The organism is Novosphingobium soli, assembly GCF_042432915.1.
In the GTDB taxonomy this organism is placed as follows: domain Bacteria; phylum Pseudomonadota; class Alphaproteobacteria; order Sphingomonadales; family Sphingomonadaceae; genus Novosphingobium; species Novosphingobium soli.
This window is the reverse complement of sequence record NZ_JBHLWK010000027.1, coordinates 23,710-41,337: the sequence shown is the minus strand read 5'-3', so window position 1 is coordinate 41,337 and position 17,628 is coordinate 23,710. Positions and strand designations below refer to the sequence as shown.

Below are 17,628 nucleotides of genomic sequence, written 5' to 3'. Positions count from 1 at the left end.
CGCAAGGAAAGCCCATGTCCGAAAGCAACACCACCGAAGACCGCCTGCGCCTCCTGATCGAGCGCATCGAGCGCCTGGAAGAGGAGAAGAGGGGCATCAGCCAGGATATCAGCGATGTCTACGCCGAAGCCAAGGCCGTTGGCTACGACGTGAAGGTCATGAAGGTCATCGTGAAGCTGCGCCGCATGCAGCCCGAAGATCGCCGCGAAATGGACATGATCGTCGACACCTACAAGAACGCGCTGGGGCTGGACTGATCGTGGACCGTCGCAACACCGGGAAGGTCCACCCGATCGGCTGCGCCTGCCGCTCTTGCGCGCCCCGGCCGTGCCGCGGTCGTCGCCTCGAACTCGCCATCAGGGGGGCTACCCGCGCCTTGTTCCTGATCGCGGCCCTGATCGCGATCCCCTTCATCATCGCCCACGCGCTCGCCAGCGCGAAAGGAGACAATCGATGAGGTTCCTCTACCTCGAACCCGCCACCGACTGGACCGACCAGACGGTGGAAGAGCGCCTTCGCCTGTGCGCCGAAACGCTCCACGCCCATCAGCTGATGAAGCCCCGCCACTTCAACCAGGCGATCACCGGCATTGGCCGCCGCGCCGATCGCCAGCGCGCCTTGCGCAGCCGCAACCGCATCTGCGCCGCCGTGCGCGAAGGCGGTGCGGCATGAAGGCGCTCACCATACACCAGCCTTTCGCCTCGCTCGTCATGGCAGGGGCGAAGCCATACGAATTCCGGTATCTCCGCCCGCCGGCGGCACTGATCGGCCAGCGCATCGTCATCCACGCCAGCGCGCAGGTAATCCGCAAGCCGGTCGCGTCCCGTCTGTTCGTCGCCGTGCGCGATCAGGTGCTGTCTTCGATCGTCACCGCCACGCTACTCCCGGACATGGCTTTGCCCATCCTCGCCCGCGCATGGGAACCCAGCGGCGAGCCCCTGCCGCTTTCGGCCGGTCTCGGCACCGTGATCATCGGTGAACCCTGCCGCGCGGCCGACATCGCCCACGACCCCGGCCACCCGCTCGCCGACGATGAGCAGGATCTATGGGCGTGGCCGATGCTCAATCCCATTCGCTGGCCGCTGCCGGTGCGCGTTTCAGGCTCTCAGGGCTTCTGGCACTGGCCGCATGAGGTCCTCGTATGATGGGCCGCGTCCTAATCGCCTGCGAGCGATCCGGCGTGGTGCGCACTGCATGAGCGGCGAACTCACCTCGCGCCCGAAGGGCAGCAAGCGCCATCCCTGGGATTGGTACGTGGAGGAAAAGTGGGTCACGCACCGCCTTGTCGATGTCGCGGATCTCGAACCTGACGTGACCTACCTCGATCCGTTCTGCGGGCAGCTGCACATTCCGCAGGCCCTTTCGGAGCGGGGCATCAAGCACGCCTACGGGACCGACCTGTTCGCTCGGGATCCTGGCCACCGCCTGTTCTTGGGGCAGCACGACTTCTTCGGTGATCAGCGCCATCTGCTGGAAGCATCAGGCAGCCTGTCGATCATCATGAACCCGCCATTCTCCTTTCAGAATGGCAGGCTCGTGCGCGGCTTGGCGGAAAAATGCATCCGGCAGGCCCTGGCCATCGCCACGCACAAGGTTTGCGCCCTCCTGCCGCTCAAGTGGCTCGCAAGCGAGGGCCGCTATCGCCTGTTCACCGATGAGACGCCGATCGGCGTCTGGATCTTGTGCGAGCGGCCGTCGATGCCGCCAGGCGACATGATCGAGCAGCTGGGCGATGACGCCTACGATCACGGCAAGATCGACTACATGTGGGTGGTGTGGGATAAGAACCGCGTTCCCGCGCGTGATTCCCGAGGGACGCCTTTCGCGCCAACCTACCGGTCCAGCGCCTCCGTCAATCGTGAGATCGAGAACGCCCGATCGGTGTGGCGCCGCGCGCAGGGCACGAAGTACGACATCGGCGAAATGCCCGATTGGAAGCAACTTCGACTGAAGGTGCCGGCCCAGCCCCCGCGCGAGTTGGAGCTCCTCGAGGAGGACAAGCTGCTCCTCGCCATGCGCAACGATGTCGCGGACGCCGTGGATTTCCTGCTGAAGTCGGGATGGCGCCGCGGCGAAGTGCTCGGCCTGCGCTGGAGCGACGTCAGCATCCCGCGCAAGGTCGCAACCACCCGCATCAAGGGCGGCGACGTCGTCACGCGTCCACTCACGACCGCCCTGGTCGAGATCATCGCGCGGCAACCTCAATGCACGGATGAAGACGGGGAACTGATCCCCTTCGTCTTCACCTATGTCTGTCAGAAGAGCCGCGGACCGCGCCGCAAGGGCAAGCGCTACCCGCTTACGCCAACGGCCCTGCGCAACCCCTTCCACAAGGCCCGGAAGGCCGCGAAGATCGAGAACTTCCGGATCCACGATCTGCGCCACACCCGCGGCACCCGCATTGTGCGCGCCACCGGCTCGCTGGCGGCCGCCAAGGAAGCCCTGAAGCACAAGCGCATCGAAACCACCCTGCGCTACGCCCACGTCCTCGACGACGACGTCCGCAACGCCCTGGAAGCAAGCGAGTCCCGACATAGTCCCGACCATGCGGAGCCAGCGAAGAAGAAAGCCTAGGATTTCTGCGGCGCGGCGGCACTTACACAGTGGCCGTGTAAACGAGATGCTCTACCAACTGAGCTAACCGCCCGCTTGCGCAAGGCGGGCTATTGCTGGCTTTTGGGGCCGGCGTCAATGCCCGGGCTCGGCGCCCCTCCCCGAGTTGGCGACCGCGGAGCGGAACAGGCTGTTCGGCGCTTCCCAGTCCAGCCGCACGCGGCGGTGCGCGATCAGCCAGGTGCCTTCTGCCCGGCGGAGCGTGTCGAGGTAGGTGCCGGCGTGGTCGGGCCCGATGTCGGTCCAGGCGACCCAGTAGGTCCACGCCCGCGCGCCGTCCGCGCCCTCCAGCTCGATGCGCGAGGTGGAAAGGTGGTGGCGCACGAAGGTGGCGCCATGCGTGCCCCCCTCCCCGCGCCGCCATCGTTCCTGCCAGGCGCGGATCGCCGGCCGGCCCTCGTAGCGGAACAGGCGATCGGGCGGCACGCGCTCGCTTTCGATCACGGCATCCTGCGTGAAGCAGGCGACGAAGTCGTCCACGCGCAGCCGGTCGCCGGCGGTCGTGTAGCGCGCCATGAGGTCGCGGATCGCCTCGCGGGCGAGCAGTTCGTCGAGAGTCACGCCGCCCTCCTCACGCCATCACCAGCCCGGCGTCGACGTTGATCGACTGCCCGGTGATCGTCCGCGCCTCGTCGGAGGCGAGGAACAGCGCCAGGCGCGCGACGTCCTCGGGGCTCGAGAAGGTCTTGAGCGGCAGCGGCGCGACGATGGCGGCCTCCACCTCCTCCACGGAACGGCCCTGCTCTCCCGCGACGCGCTTCATGTAGTTGACCATCAGGTCGGTGGCGATGGCGCCCGGCACCACGCAATTGCAGCGGATGCCGTATTCCCCCACTTCGCGCGCGACGGTCTTGGTGAGGATGCGCAGCGCCCCCTTGGCGGCGGAATAGTGGCTCTTGCGCACCATCCCGTCCCACCCGGCGCTCGACGAGAAGTTGACGATCGCTCCCGTGCGGCGCGCCAGCATCGAGCGGTTGAGCACCTCGCGCGTGCAGAGCATCGCGGCCATGCAGTCGACCTTGTAGGTGTCGAGGAAGTTGTCGACCGTCTGCTCCCAGATGAACTTGTCGACGCCGGGCACCGCGGCGTTGTTCATCATCACGTCGACCTGGCCCCAGCGGTCCATCGCGGCCCCGACCATCGCCGCGACGTCGCCCTCGTCGGTGACGTCGGCGCGCACCGCGATCGCGTCGCCGCCGATCGCCTGGGCCACGGCTTCGACCAGTTCGCGCCGCCGCGCCGCCAGCACCAGCCGCGCGCCCTCGGCCGCCAGCATTGCGGCCATGACCGGCCCCAGCCCGGTCGAGGCCCCGGTGATGATGGCCACGCGCCCTTCGAAGCGCCGGCTCACAGCGCCTGCACCTTGCGCATGATCTCGTGGCTCGCCGCGCTCCCGTCGAGCGCGCGGTTGACCCGCTCGACCACGCGCCAGCCGTCGGCCGTGCGCGCCAGCGTCCAGTGGTTCACCGCCGCCCGCCAGAGGAACCAGCGCTCGTCCTCGCGCAGGATGACGACGGAATAGCCCACCGCCTCCGCCTCGTCGCCGCGCACCGCGATGCGCGGCGTTGCGGTCAGGTGCGCGCAGCCGGTGTTCACCAGCTCCAGGTGCCCGGGCCAGCCATACATGCCCGCGATCTCGTCAGGCGCCTCCAGCCGCTTGGTCCCACCGTCGGGCAGGGTGAAGCCATAGCCGCCGCCCTCGACCCACAGGGCTGCCGCCGGCCCGGCCGTGGCGCTGTCGACCAGCGGGCCGTAGGTCATCAGCAGGTTCTGGATCGCGAGCTGATCCTCGGCCGCGCGAAGCCGCGTCTCCAGCGCGGCCACCCGCGCCTCCAGGGCAGTATCGGACATGAGCTCTCCCGCATCGTCTGGCGTCCATGCTCAGCGTGCGGGAGAGCGAGTTCAAGTTCCCGTCTGGGAAGCGCCGCTCACCAGTCGAACCAGCGCCGGCGGCGGCGCACCTCCGGCACGCCGTCGTGGTTCACGTCGGTGACGACGGTGCGCGGCTCGTAGGCGGTGGCGGTGGTGGCGCCGCTGTGCGCCAGGGCATCGGCGCGCGCCTCCGCCTTGGCGGCGCGCAGCTCGGCGTCGTGGACCCGCTCCTCCGCGGTGCGGGCGGCAAGTTCGCCGCGGCGCTCGCTGCGGATCGCGTAGTAGTGGCTCCACATGTGGCTATGCGCGAAGGCGAGCGCGAGGCCGCCGATGATCGCGAGGTTCTTGAGCGCCTCGATCCGCTGCATCGGATCGCCGATCTGGCCGTGGAAGAACAGGATGGTCAGCGCCACGAAGGCCGCGAGCAGCGCCGCGACGAGCCGCACCATGAAGCCGGCGGCGAGGCAGAGACCCGCCAGCAGTTCGAACAGCCCGGCGGGGATGGCGAACCCGGAGGGCATCCCGTGCGCCACCATGTAGGTCTCGGTGGCCCCGATGTCCGCGAGCTTGCCCGCACCGGAGAAGATGAAGATGAGGGCGATCAGGATGCGCCCGATGATGGCGGCGATCTTCGACACGGCACGTCTCCCGGCCTGGTTGTCACGCCGGGAGAAGCGGGCGTGCGGCGGGTTTGTTCCCGCGCCGGCGGGAGAGCGGCTGCGAACGCCCTAGAGGCGCGGCAAGGTCACGCCCTTCTGCCCCATGTACTTGCCGGCGCGATCGGCATAGCTGACCTCGCACGGCTCGTTGCCCTGGAGGAACAGGAACTGGCAGGCGCCCTCGTTGGCGTAGATCTTGGCGGGCAGCGGCGTGGTGTTCGAGAACTCCAGCGTGACGTGCCCTTCCCAGCCCGGCTCCAGCGGGGTGACGTTGACGATGATGCCGCAGCGCGCATACGTGCTCTTGCCCAGGCAGATCACCAGGACGTCGCGCGGGACGCGGAAGTATTCCACGGTGCGGGCCAGCGCGAAGGAGTTGGGCGGGATCACGCAGACGTCGGTGGTGCGGTCCACGAAGGAGTTCGCGGCGAAGTCCTTGGGGTCCACCACCGCCGAATCGACGTTGGTGAAGATCTTGAACTCGGGCGCGACGCGGGCATCGTAGCCGTAGGACGACAGCCCGTAGGAGATGCACCCGTCCCGCCGCTGCGCCTCCACGAAGGGCTCGATCATGCCGTGCTCGAGGGCCTGGGTACGGATCCACTTGTCGCTGAGGATAGACATCCCGGGGTGATTGCGGAACTCGCGGGGAGGGGCAAGGGGGCGGGGAAATTTTCTCGAGCGAGGGGTGCGGCGCGCGCAGGCCATTCCCCTGGCCCGGTGAACGGGATACTCCAGCAGGTGGAGCCAAAGGGGGAGCTTTCGCCATGTTCAAAGCCGCATTCGCCACCATCGCTGTCGGGCTGGGCCTGATCGCCGCGCCGTCCTGGGCCAAGACCGCGGCCGAGATCCACGCCGGCAGCGGCTCCGCGAGCGACAAGGCCGCGATCGCCACGGCCTCCGAGCTGATCGCGCGCAAGCAGCCGGCGCAGGGACTGGAGGCGCTGGCGCCGGTCCTCGCCCGCTTCGACGCGCAGGTGGCGGAGGCCAAGGCTCGCGGGATGGTGTTCTGCGGACCCACGATGATGGAGGCGGTCCTCTACGCGGCCATGCCCGGCACCCAAAAGAAGGACGGCGTCGTGCTTGGCCCCGAGGTATGCGACGCCTATTTCGTCCAGTCCTATGCGCTGGTGGAACTCGGCCGCAAGCCGGAGGCACTGGCCGCGCTGCAGAAGCTGACCGCGCTGGCGCCCATGCACGCGCACTACTTCGTCGAGCTCGGCTTCACCTACCGGATCAACGGCCAGGACGACAAGGCGATGGAAGCCTATCGTGCGGCGCTGGGCCATGCCGAGCTGGCGGAGGACGAGGCCGCCAAGAAGCGCATGCGCGCCGCCGCCAATCGGGGCATCGGCTATATGCTGATCGAGGCCCGCGATCTCGAGGGGGCGGAGAAAGCCTATCGGGAGTCGCTGAAGGACGATCCCGAAAGCGAGATCGCCAGGAACGAGCTCCAGTTCATCGCCGAGCAGCGCCAGCACTGACGGCTTATTCGTCGCTTAATGTTTGCCGGCTAGGCCCGCGGCATGACCAGCCCCGCACCGCTTCGCGTCCTGCTCGTCTTCGGCACCCGGCCCGAGGCGATCAAGCTGTTCCCCGTGGTCCATGCGCTCAAGGCCGACCCGCGGTTCGCATGCGTCGTCTGCGTCTCGGCGCAGCACCGCCAGATGCTGGACCAGGTGCTGGCGATCGCCGGGATCGTGCCCGATCACGACCTCGACGTGATGCAACCCGACCAGACGCTGGACGCGCTGACGGCGAACCTGCTGACCGGGCTGGGCCGGGTGATGGACGAAGTGAAGCCCGACCGGGTGATCGTGCAGGGCGACACCGCCACCGCCATGGCGGGCGCGCTCGCGGCCTATTACCGCAAGATCCCGATCGACCACGTCGAGGCGGGCCTGCGCTCGGGCAACATCCACCATCCCTGGCCCGAGGAGGTGAACCGCAAGATCATCGGCGCCATGGCCAGCCTGCACTTCGCGCCGACGACCACCAGCCAGGCGGCGCTGCTGCGCGAGAACGTGGACCCCGCCCGCGTCCACGTCACCGGCAACACCGTCATCGACGCGCTGCACTGGGTCACCGCCGCCATCGCGCGCCGGCCCGCGCTCGCCTCCGGGCTGGCCGACCTGGAAGCGCGCTTCGCCGGCAGGCGGATCATCGGCGTCACCAGCCACCGGCGGGAGAACTTCGGCGAGGGAATGGAGCAGATCGCCCGTGCCATCCGCGAGGTGGCCGCGCGGCCGGACGTGGCGGTCATCTTCCCGGTCCACCTCAACCCCAACGTGCGCAAGGTGATGAACGCCGCGCTCTCCGGCCTCGACAACGTCGCGCTGGTCGAGCCGCTGGACTACCCCCACTTCGCCCGGCTGCTGGCGATCGCGGACATCATGCTCACCGATTCCGGCGGCGTGCAGGAGGAAGCGCCCGCACTCGGCAAGCCGGTGCTGGTGATGCGCGAGACCACCGAGCGGCCCGAGGGCGTGGAGGCGGGGACCGCCCGGCTGGTCGGCACCGACGCTCGGCGTATCGTTACCGAATTATCAACCCTGCTGGACGATAGAAACGCCTACGAGACCATGGCCCGCGCCCACAATCCTTTCGGGGACGGGCACAGCGCGCGCCGTATCGTGGAGCTGCTTGCCAATGAAATCGGACACTAAGCCCGCCGTCTGCGTCGTCGGCCTCGGTTACATCGGCCTGCCGACCGCGGCCGTGATCGCGCGCTCGGGCTGCAAGGTCCTCGGCCTCGACGTCTCGCAGGAGGTCGTCGACACGATCAACCGGGGCGAGATCCACATCGAGGAGGTCGATCTCGACGGCCTCGTGCAGGGCGTCGTCGCGCGCGGGCTGCTCTCCGCCTCCACCGAGGTGGCGCCGGCCGACGTCTTCGTCATCGCCGTGCCCACGCCTTTCGAGAAGGACGGATCGGGCGACCACGCACCCGACATCTCCTACGTCCTCGCGGCCGGGCGCACCATCGCGCCGGTGCTCAAGTCGGGCGACGTGGTGATCCTCGAATCGACCTCCCCGGTCGGCACCACCGAGCAGCTTCGGGACCTGATCGCCGCTATACGGCCCGACCTGAAGATCCCCCAGTCGGATCCGGGCGGCCTGGCCCGCGAGACGCCGGACATCGCGATCGCCTACTGCCCTGAGCGCGTGCTTCCCGGCCGCATCCTCGAGGAACTGACCAACAACGACCGCTCCATCGGCGGCGTGACGCCGCGCTGCGCGCGCAAGGCGCTGGCCTTCTACAAGCGCTTCGTGCGCGGCGAATGCGTCACCACCGACGCGCGCTCGGCCGAGATGACCAAGCTGGTCGAGAACGCCTATCGCGACGTCAACATCGCCTTCGCCAACGAGCTGTCGATCGTCTCCGACCGCATGGGGCTGGACGTGTGGGAGGTGATCCGCCTCGCCAACCGGCACCCGCGCGTCAACATCCTCTCGCCCGGGCCGGGCGTGGGCGGCCACTGCATCGCGGTGGACCCCTGGTTCATCGTCCACGGCGCGCCCGAGGAAACCCCGCTGATCCGCACCGCGCGGGGTGTCAACGACCGCAAGATGCACCACGTCGTCGCCAAGGCGGAAGCCTTGCTGGAGGCGCACCCCGAGGCGCGCGTCGCCTGCCTCGGGCTGGCCTTCAAGGCCAACATCGACGATTTCCGCGAAAGCCCGGCGCGCTTCGTCGCCAGCCGGCTCGCCCGCAAGTTCGGCGCGCGCATCCGCATCGTTGAGCCTTACGCCGCGCAGCTGCCGATCGAGTTCACCGACACCGGCGTGACCCAGATCGACATCGACGAAGCGCTCGAGGAGTGCGACATCCTCGTCGTGCTGGTCGACCACGACGTGTTCCGCGTCGTCCCGCTGGCCGAGCGCGCCGACAAGCTGGTCTACGACACGCGCGGGATCTGGCCGGACCAGCCCCGTGTCGTGCGCGAAGATGCGGCCAGGGCGGCCTTGGCGGTCTGACGCGAATCCCGGCATCGCGGCGGCTTCGCTGCTGCGCGACGGCGGACAGCTGGACCGCCCCTCGCACTGCGTTGCACAAGGCGCGCGAGCGCCGTCGTCCGTCACGACGACGCAAGGGTGCGGGGCCGAATGCGGCGGACGGCCGGCGGCGCGCTGCGGGGCTCACGCGCTAAGCTGCTGGTATTTGGTGCGAATCGACGAGGCCGCGGGAGACCGCCATCGCGAGTGCCCTCCGGTCGCAGCGTGCCGTGAGCGATCACGCTGGTTGGCGGAGTTCGGTGGCCGGAGCGACGAACCGTGCGGCGCGGGCGGTGACCGCCCGGTCCCTTCGCTATCGCAGCAAGGATTGGCGGTTATAACTCCTGACCATGAAATTCGTTCCCGCGGTCGCAGCCTTGGTTATGTCCTTTGCAGTCTCGGTGGCGACGCCTGCCATGGCTCGGCCGCTCCAGTGCGCGCCCTATGCGCGGGACCATTCGGCCATCAACCTGCACGGCAATGCCGCGACCTGGTGGTCGCAGGCCGAAGGCGCCTACGCCCGCGGGAATGTTCCGCGCGAAGGGTCGGTGCTGGTGTTCAAGGCGAGCGGCGCGATTCCGGTCGGCCACGTCGCGGTGGTGAAGTCCATCGTCGACGAGCGCCACGTCGTGCTCAACCACGCCAACTGGTCGCGCCCCGGCATGATCGAGACGTCGGCCATGGCCGAGGACGTCTCCGCCCAGGGGGACTGGAGCAGCGTGCGCGTGTGGTATGCGCCGACCCGGTCGATGGGCCTGCGCTCCAGCCCTGCCTTCGGCTTCATCTACGCCCCCGGCACCGATGCGCCGCAGCAGCCTGCAGGCGCCTCGGACAGCTTCCAGGCCGCTTTCGCCACGCTGCCGGCGCAGGGGTAACGCCGCTGGTCCGGCGCTACGCGGCTCCTAAGCGGGCGCTAACCCGACGCTAAGCCGGCGCTATTCGCGGATGTCGAGCTGGCGCAGCACTTCGGCGACGACCTCCGGCGCGCTCGAGAAGTCGAGATGGCTGCAGCGGATCGACACCGCGCGGTCCCGCTCTTCCGGCCAGCCACAGGCGGCGCGGGGCTGCACGATGCCGTCGCGCGGGCTCCACAAGGCGACGGTCGGCACCGGCGGCTTGACCGAAAAGTCGCATTCGATCGGCGGGCTGTCCACCGAATGGCCGGTCACCACCTGGTAGGCCTTCCAGGCATTGTTCGCGCGCGGATCGCCCGAGAAAGGCGTGCCCATGGTGATGACCTTCGCCACCAGGTGGGGCTCGCGCCGCGCGATCTCGCGGGCGAAGAGACCGCCCAGGCTCCACCCGACCAGCGCGACGGGAGCCCAGTTCTCCCGCGCGATGACGGCGACGCGGCGCATCAGGAACGAGAAGTTGCGCTGGCTGGGCCCGAAGTTGAAGCCCAGGCCCCATTCGTGAACGCGGTGTCCGGCGGCTGCCAGGCCATCGGCCATCGGCTTCATCCGGCGCGGGTGCGATCCGAAGCCCGGCAGCAGCATGACCGGCATCGGCCGCGCCGCCGCGGGCACCGCCTGTCCCTTGTGCCCGCCGCGATAGAGCGAGCGCAGTTCCGCCCACATCAGCTCAAGCGGCGGCTTGCGGACCCCTTCGGGATGCTGCTCGCGCGCGAAGGCCGCGCGGCGGGCGATCGCCTCGCGCAGCGATCCTGCGATGCGTTGCTCACTCTCGTTCACCGGACCTGTCGGTTCCTGCTGGATCATGCCCATGCTCTGGGGACGGGCTAACACTGCCCGACGCGAGTGCCAACGCGCAATGCGCTCCCCCGTTTCCCGCGCGGTTGCCGGATCGGGGCATATACCCCATATGTTCCCGCATGGCAGAGCTCATCATCCGCCGCGGCCTCGAGGAACCCGACACCTCGGGCAGCTTCGTCCCGCACAAGCCGCAGCGCCCCGACAAGTCGATGCCCGGGCGGCCCTTCAAGATCGTGTCCGACTACGCGCCGGCCGGCGACCAGCCCACCGCCATCGCCGACCTCGTCGCCTCGGCGCGGGACGGGGAGAAGACGCAGGTGCTGCTCGGCGTCACCGGCTCGGGCAAGACCTTCACGATGGCCAAGGTGATCGAGGAGCTGCAGCGCCCGGCGCTGATCCTGGCGCCCAACAAGATCCTGGCCGCGCAGCTCTATGCCGAGTTCCGGGACTTCTTCCCGGACAACGCGGTCGAGTACTTCGTCTCCTACTACGACTATTACCAGCCCGAGGCCTACGTACCCCGGTCGGACACCTACATCGAGAAGGAAAGCTCGGTGAACGAGGCGATCGACCGGATGCGCCACTCGGCCACCCGCGCGCTGCTGGAGCGCGACGACGTCATCATCGTCGCCTCGGTCTCGTGCCTCTACGGCATCGGCTCGGTCGAGACCTATTCGGCGATGATCTTCGACCTCGAAGTCGGCAAGGCGCAGGACCAGACCGAGATCATCCGCAAGCTGGTGGCCCTGCAGTACAAGCGCAACGACGTCGCCTTCGCGCGCGGCAACTTTCGCGTGCGTGGCGACAGCTTGGAGCTGTTCCCCAGCCACCTCGAAGACGTCGCCTGGCGCATCAGCTTCTTCGGCGACGAGATCGAGGAGATTTCCGAGTTCGATCCGCTGACCGGCAAGAAGGGCTCCACCCTCTCGAGGATCCGCGTCTACGCCAACTCGCACTACGTCACGCCGGGCCCGACCATGCGCCAGGCGAGCGAGGCGATCCGCTTCGAGCTGACCGAGCGGCTGAAGGAGCTGGAGGCGGAAGGCCGCCTGCTGGAAGCGCAGCGGCTGGAGCAGCGCACCAACTTCGACCTCGAGATGATCGCCGCCACCGGGTCGTGCAACGGCATCGAGAACTACAGCCGCTTCCTCACCGGCCGCCTTCCGGGCGAGCCGCCGCCGACCTTGTTCGAGTACCTGCCGGACAATGCCCTGCTGTTCGTCGACGAAAGCCACCAGACCGTGCCGCAGATCGGCGCGATGGCGCGCGGAGACCACCGCCGCAAGATCACGCTGGCCGAATACGGCTTCCGCCTGCCGAGCTGCATCGACAACCGCCCGCTGCGCTTCAACGAGTGGGACGCGATGCGCCCGCAGACCTTCGCCGTCTCGGCGACGCCCGGCAACTGGGAGATGGAGCAGACCGGCGGCGTCTTCGCCGAGCAGGTCATCCGTCCCACCGGCCTGATCGACCCGCCGGTCACCATCCGCCCCGTCGAGGACCAGGTGCAGGACTGCATCGTCGAGTGCAAGGAGACGGCCGCCAGGGGCTACCGCACCCTCGTCACCACGCTCACCAAGCGGATGGCCGAGGACCTGACCGAGTTCATGCACGAGGCGGGCGTGCGCGTGCGCTACATGCACTCCGACGTCGAGACACTGGAGCGCATCGAGCTGATCCGCGACTTGCGCCTGGGCGTCTACGACGTGCTGGTGGGCATCAACCTGCTGCGCGAGGGCCTCGACATCCCCGAATGCGGGCTGGTCTGCATCCTCGATGCCGACAAGGAGGGCTTCCTGCGCAGCGAGACCTCGCTGATCCAGACCATCGGGCGCGCCGCGCGCAACGTCGACGGGCGGGTGATCCTCTATGCCGACCGGATGACCGGCTCGATGGAGCGGGCGATCGCCGAAACCGACCGCCGCCGCGCCAAGCAGGAGGAATACAACGCCGAGCACGGGATCACGCCGCAGACCATCAAGCGCCGCATCGCCGACATCGTCGCCGACACCGCTAGCCGCGACGGCGTGGTGATCGACCTCGAGGACGACGGCGTCAACAACCTCGTGGGCCACAACCTCCGCGCCTACATCGAGGATCTCGAGAAGCGCATGCGCGCCGCCGCCGCGGACCTCGAGTTCGAGGAGGCCGGGCGCCTGCGCGACGAGATCCGGCGGCTGGAGCAGAGCGAGCTGGGCCTCCCCGAAGCCGAGCACAAGGCGCCCCGCGTCGGCCGCTCGAACGAGGGCAAGCCGGGCACGCGCAAGATGCGCTACGGCAAGACGCAAAGGAAGTTCGGCAAGTAGCGCCCGGTCCGCCGGCGAAAGATGCCCGGGTGCCTTCGAAAGGCCCCCGGGCAAGGTCGAAAGGTCGGCTGAGCCGTCCTTCGGGTCGCACCCCGCTCATGCGCCCGGATGGCGCGCGGCGCATACCCCGATCGTGGTATCGGCCGCACAAAGCGGCCTCATTTCCTTGGCTTGCGCAGAGCTGAGGCGCAGTTCACATTGCCCCCGAACGGTCTGAGTCGGGGGGCAAGGCCATGCGGGACGAGGAACTGGGGGCGCTGTTCGCGCGCGCGCCCTTCGAACAGGGGGGCTGGGACGTGGCGCTGAAGGCGCTCGCCTCCGCCACGGGCTCGTCCAGGGCGCAGCTCATCGCCCTGGGCGAGGGGCACACGCTGTTCAACTGGGTCACCGACGTCGATGAAGGGTACGTCGAAGACTTCCTGGAGATCGGCGGCCACCGCCCCGACGTGAACTACCGCGTCGCCGCCGCCCGGGGGCCGTTCGAGCTCGCCTGGGAGCAGCACTACGACGCCATCTGCAGCGCCGGCCCGAACGAAGCCTACATGGAGCACGTGCGCCGCTGGGATGCCCAGCACGGGGTGCAGACCGCGCTCGCCGACGAGCCGCGCGCGTTCTTCGGGCTCGCCGCCCTCCATTCCGCCAGCGACGGCCGCACCACCGAGGCCCAGCGCGCCACCTTCGGCCGCGTCGCGCCGCAGGTCCTGGCGGCGATCCGGACGCAGAGGGCGATCGAGCACAAGGGGACCGAGCTGCTGCTCGGCTCGCTCGATTCGCTGCGCACCGCGGCGGTGCTGCTGGACGGCACCGGGCGGGTCCGCTCCGTCACCCCGGCCGCGGAAGGCCTGCTGGCGCCGGAGACGCTGCAGGTACGCCGCGGCATGCTGCACGCGACCCGCCCGGACCTCGACCGCCGGCTGCAGGTGGCGGTCGGCCTCGCGCTCGCCAGCCGGCGCGCGATGCCGACCGAGCTGTGGCTGCAATCACCGCAAGGACCCTTGCTGCTGGAGATCTGCGCGCTGCCCCGGCATGAATGGAACTTCGGCTTCGCCCCCAGCGCCATCGTCACGCTGAAGGCGCCGCTCGGCACGGCCGGGGACCAGGGACCGCGGATCAGCGCGGCGCTGGAGCTGACGCGCGCCGAAGGCGAGATCGTGGCGCTGCTCGCCCAGGGGCATTCGCGCCAGGAGATCGCGCGGATGCGGGGCGTCAGCGCGCAGACGGTCGCCAGCCAGCTGCGCACCGTGTTCCAGAAGGCGGGCGTGAACCGCGAGGCCGAACTGGTCTCGATCGCGCGCGGCGTGATCGAGATGGCCGCCCGCTAGAGCCTGCCGCCCTCTAGAGCCTGCCGCCCTCTAGAGCCTGCCTCCCGCTAGAGCTTGCCGAAGCGCGCCTCGTAGGCGCCGGTGTCGCCGCTCTCCAGCAGGCGCGCCTGCTCGACCCAGTTGTCCCGCCGCGGGCGGCCGGCGAAGGCGCCGAGCTTGCTGTCCAGCACGTCGAGATCGGCGTCGGTCCACGCCGCGATCTGCGCATAGCGGGTGACACCCAGCGCGTGGAGCGTCGCCAGCATCTTGGGGCCGAGCCCCTTGATCCGGCGCAGGTCGTCCGCTTCGCCCTCGACCGGGACGGGTGCGGGCGCGGGTGCGGGTGCGGGTGCGGCGGGGCTCGGATCGGGCTCGGCGGCGATCGTCTGCGGCGGCTCCGCGGCCCGCTCCTGCGCCGCGTCGTCGTGGGTGGCGACGGCGATCACTTCGCCGATGCCCGCCATCGTGCCGGCCATCGCCGGCGGGTCCATGTGCACCGGCGCCTCGAACTGCGCCGCGGGCGGAGCGTCGATCAGGGCCTGGTTGCGCTGGGCGGGCGCGGCGCCCTCGTCCAGCACGTCCGGCCGGCGGTCGCGCCGCGCCGGGCGCGAGCCCTGCACGAAGACCCAGTAGGCGACCGCGATGCCGATGAGCAGCGCGACGATGAAGACGAGCCAGTTCGCCTGAATCATTTCCAGCACGGCAAATTCATCCTTTCCGATTCCAAGCCAGCCAGCCGATGGCGAAGCCCACTCCGTAGGTCAGCAATAGCGAGACGGCCATTTCCAGCCATAGCGGCAACTTGGCTTCCTTTCCTTGGTCTTGACCCCCGCTCTCGGCCCGGGGCCCTCATCCCGGCGGTCACCCCGGCCCGGGCGTGTCGATGGGGGTGGGCTTGACGGGCGCGGAGGAGATCACGGAGAATTCGATGCGACGGTTGGCAGGGTCGAGCGGATCGAGCCCGGATACCGGCTTCTGCGCGCCCACGCCCGCCGCCCGCAAGCCGTCCGCAGGGATGCCGCGCGCCACCAGCGCCGAGCGGACCGCCTCGGCCCGCGCCAGCGAGAGCGCGACGTTGACCTGCGGGTTGCCGCCGCCGTCGGTATGCCCGGTCACCGCGATGATACTGCCGACGCAGGGCCGAAGCGCCCGCGCCACTTCGTCGAGCAGCCGCTCGCTGGCCGGGTCCAGGCGCGTGCTGGCCTCTCCGAAGCGGATCGTACGGGTCTCCAGGATGCGCTCGACGTCGTCCTGGCAGTGGATCGTCGCCGTGCGGCCATCGCCCTCCTCCCGCTCCCAGCTCACACCGGCGATGCCGGGCACGGCGGCCACGGCGGCGGCCACCCGGGTGCGGGTCGCGGTGTCCAGCTGCGCGCCGCCCGAAAGCACCGGATGGCGGGTCATCCAGCCATAGCGGTCGTGGAAGGTGATCCGCACCCCCTTGCCGCCGGCGGCATCGCGCGCCGCGCTCGCCTGCCGTTCGAGCTCGCCGACGAACACGCCGCCCCGCGTCCGCGTCACCGCGAAGGACAGGACGAGGCACAGCGCGGCTCCGGCGGCGATGATCGATGCACGGCGGGGATTCATGGACCTAGCCTAGAGTGTGGACGCGCGAGATTGAAGCCTTTGATCGGCCCTGTTGCCTTTCGGAGCGGCGCCGTCAGGCTGCCTTGGTCTTCTGGAACAGGCGCCGGTCCTCGGGCCCGAAGGCCCGCTTCCAGATGACGAGGAAGTAGGCGCCCAGGATCGCCGGGATGCCGAAGGCCAGCGCCGCCCATTCAGGGAGGAAGCGCACCGCCAGGACGCCGATCGCAACGGCCGGCGCCGCGGCCCAGACGAGCGCCCAGCGCCAGTTGTTGATCGGCTCGCCCAGGATGCGCGAGAGCATGCGCGACTTGACGACCGAGGCGAGCCCCAGCGCCACCATGAGCGCGGCGGCGGCGGCGGCGGCCTGGAACAGCGAGTTGAACCCCAGGCGCTGCATCATCAGGATGCCGCCCAGGGTCAGCAGCGCCTGCAAGCCGATCGTCGCCAGCGAAACCCACAGGTTGCGCACGCGCGCGACGTAGATCAGCGCCGCCTCGCTGACGACCGCGGTGGCCGCCACGACCTCCGCCGTGAGCAGGAACGCGAGCGCCCCGGTGCCGCCCACGAACTCGCGCCCGACCAACCCCATCACCCCGTTGCCCGGGATGCCGAGCGCCAGCGCGATGCCCGCCTGCGACGCGGTGATCCAGAAGCCGACCTGGCACACCTGCCGGGCGATGGCGGCGTAGTCGCGCTCCTTGAGGTTGCGGGTGATGACCGGGCCCAGCACCGGCTCGAAGCTGGTCTTGAGCTTCTGCGGCAGGCTGGCGACCTGCTGCGCGGCGTAGTAGACGCCCACGGCCGAGGCGGGCGCGAGGAAGCCGAGCAGGAAGATGTCGACGCGGCGGGTGCCCCACTCGATCGCGTCTGCCAGCGCGATGGGAAGCGAGCGCAGCGCCAGCCGGCGCATCGGTCCGGGCCGCGGACGCCAGCCGCGCGGCACGCCGTATTCGCGGAAGAACGGGATGAAGGCGGTCAGCGCCGCGGCCATGATCGAGGCGATGTAGGCGATCGACAGCCCGCTTTCGGGAGCCAGCCAGATCATCGCCGCGGCCATGATCGAGATCGTCCAGGGCTCGACGATGGCCCGCGACCACACCGTGGGGGTGACGCGCAGGCGATAGGCGAGCGCGGCCAGCCAGATCTCGGTCATGGTGAGCGGCGGCAGCGCGATCACCATCAGCCGGTCGATCCAGGTGTAGTGGCCGCCCGGGAACAGCAGCCCCGGAACGAACCAGAAGAACACCGCCGCGGAGACGCTGGCGATCACCGCCAGGATGGTGCCGTCGGCGATGACGTTGGCCGGATGAACCTGCCCTTCGGTCTCCGACAGGCGCTGCGCCAGGCCGCGCTTCTCGCCCATGGTGCAGAGCATCGAGGTCAGCTCGATCAGCACCAGCGCGGAGGCGAAGCGCCCGAGCGCCGCGGGTCCGTAGACCGAGGACCGCCCGGCGATGAACAGGAACGGGATGCGCGCCGCCAGCCTCAGGAAGAACCCGAAGAGATTGGTGCGGCCGCCCTTGGCCAGCGCGGCGATGTCGTCGCGCTCGTGCGCGCTCATCGCTCCCGAAGTCGCGGAACC

At 69.4% G+C, this 17,628-nt stretch carries 19 protein-coding genes; 10 read left to right on the top strand and 9 right to left on the bottom strand.

The genetic code is table 11. From position 1 onward, the window contains the following. Positions 1 to 14 precede the first annotated feature (14 nt). The 4 genes from ACFFJC_RS19300 (at position 15) to ACFFJC_RS19285 (ending at position 2,574) form a co-directional block, all read left to right on the top strand. Positions 15 to 257 (top strand): DUF2312 domain-containing protein, encoded by a 243-nt coding sequence (locus tag ACFFJC_RS19300; RefSeq protein WP_379489025.1) that lies wholly within the window; start codon positions 15 to 17, stop codon positions 255 to 257. Positions 258 to 453: 196 nt separating this feature from the next. Beyond that, positions 454 to 672, top strand: coding sequence for a hypothetical protein (locus tag ACFFJC_RS19295; protein WP_379489024.1), 219 nt, complete (start codon positions 454 to 456; stop codon positions 670 to 672). Further along, the gene (locus ACFFJC_RS19290; RefSeq protein WP_379489023.1) at positions 669 to 1,145 is read left to right on the top strand and encodes an ASCH domain-containing protein; all 477 of its coding nucleotides are present in this window, start codon (positions 669 to 671) and stop codon (positions 1,143 to 1,145) included. Before ACFFJC_RS19295 ends, ACFFJC_RS19290 begins: the two co-directional genes overlap by 4 nt. A gap of 49 nt (positions 1,146 to 1,194) precedes the next feature. Next, positions 1,195 to 2,574, top strand: a complete 1,380-nt coding sequence (locus ACFFJC_RS19285) for a site-specific integrase (protein ID WP_379489022.1) — start codon at positions 1,195 to 1,197, stop codon at positions 2,572 to 2,574. Between the two features lie 114 nt (positions 2,575 to 2,688). Here ACFFJC_RS19285 and ACFFJC_RS19280 read toward each other — a convergent pair whose 3' ends face one another. The 5 genes from ACFFJC_RS19280 to dcd form a co-directional block, all read right to left on the bottom strand. After that, a complete protein-coding gene (locus ACFFJC_RS19280; protein WP_379489021.1) occupies positions 2,689 to 3,174 on the bottom strand; it encodes a nuclear transport factor 2 family protein in 486 nt (161 codons plus the stop codon). A 10-nt stretch (positions 3,175 to 3,184) separates the two neighbouring features. After that, positions 3,185 to 3,964 (bottom strand): SDR family NAD(P)-dependent oxidoreductase, encoded by a 780-nt coding sequence (locus tag ACFFJC_RS19275; protein ID WP_379489020.1) that lies wholly within the window; start codon positions 3,962 to 3,964, stop codon positions 3,185 to 3,187. Continuing rightward, positions 3,961 to 4,464, bottom strand: a complete 504-nt coding sequence (locus tag ACFFJC_RS19270; RefSeq protein ID WP_379489019.1) for a nuclear transport factor 2 family protein — start codon at positions 4,462 to 4,464, stop codon at positions 3,961 to 3,963. The genes ACFFJC_RS19275 and ACFFJC_RS19270 overlap by 4 nt, the downstream gene beginning before the upstream one ends. 77 nt (positions 4,465 to 4,541) lie before the next feature. Next, a complete protein-coding gene (locus ACFFJC_RS19265; protein WP_379489018.1) occupies positions 4,542 to 5,123 on the bottom strand; it encodes a DoxX family protein in 582 nt (193 codons plus the stop codon). A 90-nt stretch (positions 5,124 to 5,213) separates the two neighbouring features. After that, complete coding sequence (gene dcd / locus ACFFJC_RS19260) at positions 5,214 to 5,768, bottom strand: dCTP deaminase (RefSeq protein ID WP_379489017.1); 555 nt, start codon at positions 5,766 to 5,768, stop codon at positions 5,214 to 5,216. A gap of 143 nt (positions 5,769 to 5,911) precedes the next feature. Between dcd and ACFFJC_RS19255 the strand changes: the two genes are divergently transcribed. The 4 genes from ACFFJC_RS19255 (at position 5,912) to ACFFJC_RS19240 (ending at position 10,015) form a co-directional block, all read left to right on the top strand. Next, positions 5,912 to 6,628, top strand: a complete 717-nt coding sequence (locus ACFFJC_RS19255) for a tetratricopeptide repeat protein (protein WP_379489016.1) — start codon at positions 5,912 to 5,914, stop codon at positions 6,626 to 6,628. 42 nt (positions 6,629 to 6,670) lie between these two features. Then, complete coding sequence (wecB, locus tag ACFFJC_RS19250) at positions 6,671 to 7,810, top strand: non-hydrolyzing UDP-N-acetylglucosamine 2-epimerase (RefSeq protein ID WP_379489015.1); 1,140 nt, start codon at positions 6,671 to 6,673, stop codon at positions 7,808 to 7,810. Then, positions 7,794 to 9,122 carry a UDP-N-acetyl-D-mannosamine dehydrogenase gene (gene wecC, locus ACFFJC_RS19245; RefSeq protein ID WP_379489014.1) on the top strand — a complete coding sequence of 443 codons (1,329 nt, stop codon included), beginning with the start codon at positions 7,794 to 7,796 and terminating at the stop codon, positions 9,120 to 9,122. Before wecB ends, wecC begins: the two co-directional genes overlap by 17 nt. Positions 9,123 to 9,556: 434 nt before the next feature. Beyond that, on the top strand, positions 9,557 to 10,015 hold the full coding sequence (locus ACFFJC_RS19240) for a CHAP domain-containing protein (RefSeq protein ID WP_379489013.1): 459 nt from the start codon (positions 9,557 to 9,559) through the stop codon (positions 10,013 to 10,015). Between the two features lie 60 nt (positions 10,016 to 10,075). On the opposite strand, the gene ACFFJC_RS19235 is transcribed toward ACFFJC_RS19240, so the two are convergent. Continuing rightward, positions 10,076 to 10,858, bottom strand: coding sequence for an esterase/lipase family protein (locus ACFFJC_RS19235; protein WP_379489012.1), 783 nt, complete (start codon positions 10,856 to 10,858; stop codon positions 10,076 to 10,078). 113 nt (positions 10,859 to 10,971) lie between these two features. Here ACFFJC_RS19235 and uvrB point away from each other — a divergent pair, with 113 nt between their 5' ends. Both uvrB and ACFFJC_RS19225 read left to right on the top strand, forming a co-directional pair. Then, positions 10,972 to 13,158 (top strand): excinuclease ABC subunit UvrB, encoded by a 2,187-nt coding sequence (uvrB, locus tag ACFFJC_RS19230; RefSeq protein ID WP_379489011.1) that lies wholly within the window; start codon positions 10,972 to 10,974, stop codon positions 13,156 to 13,158. Positions 13,159 to 13,391: 233 nt separating this feature from the next. Then, positions 13,392 to 14,480, top strand: coding sequence for a helix-turn-helix transcriptional regulator (locus tag ACFFJC_RS19225; protein WP_379489010.1), 1,089 nt, complete (start codon positions 13,392 to 13,394; stop codon positions 14,478 to 14,480). Between the two features lie 47 nt (positions 14,481 to 14,527). Here ACFFJC_RS19225 and ACFFJC_RS19220 read toward each other — a convergent pair whose 3' ends face one another. From ACFFJC_RS19220 to ACFFJC_RS19210, 3 genes are all read right to left on the bottom strand, one after another. Further along, positions 14,528 to 15,151, bottom strand: a complete 624-nt coding sequence (locus ACFFJC_RS19220; RefSeq protein ID WP_379489075.1) for a helix-hairpin-helix domain-containing protein — start codon at positions 15,149 to 15,151, stop codon at positions 14,528 to 14,530. A gap of 169 nt (positions 15,152 to 15,320) precedes the next feature. Next, a complete protein-coding gene (locus ACFFJC_RS19215) occupies positions 15,321 to 16,046 on the bottom strand; it encodes an OmpA family protein (protein WP_379489009.1) in 726 nt (241 codons plus the stop codon). 73 nt (positions 16,047 to 16,119) lie between these two features. Beyond that, positions 16,120 to 17,607 (bottom strand): lipopolysaccharide biosynthesis protein, encoded by a 1,488-nt coding sequence (locus tag ACFFJC_RS19210; RefSeq protein ID WP_379489074.1) that lies wholly within the window; start codon positions 17,605 to 17,607, stop codon positions 16,120 to 16,122. Between the last annotated feature and the right edge of the window lie 21 nt (positions 17,608 to 17,628).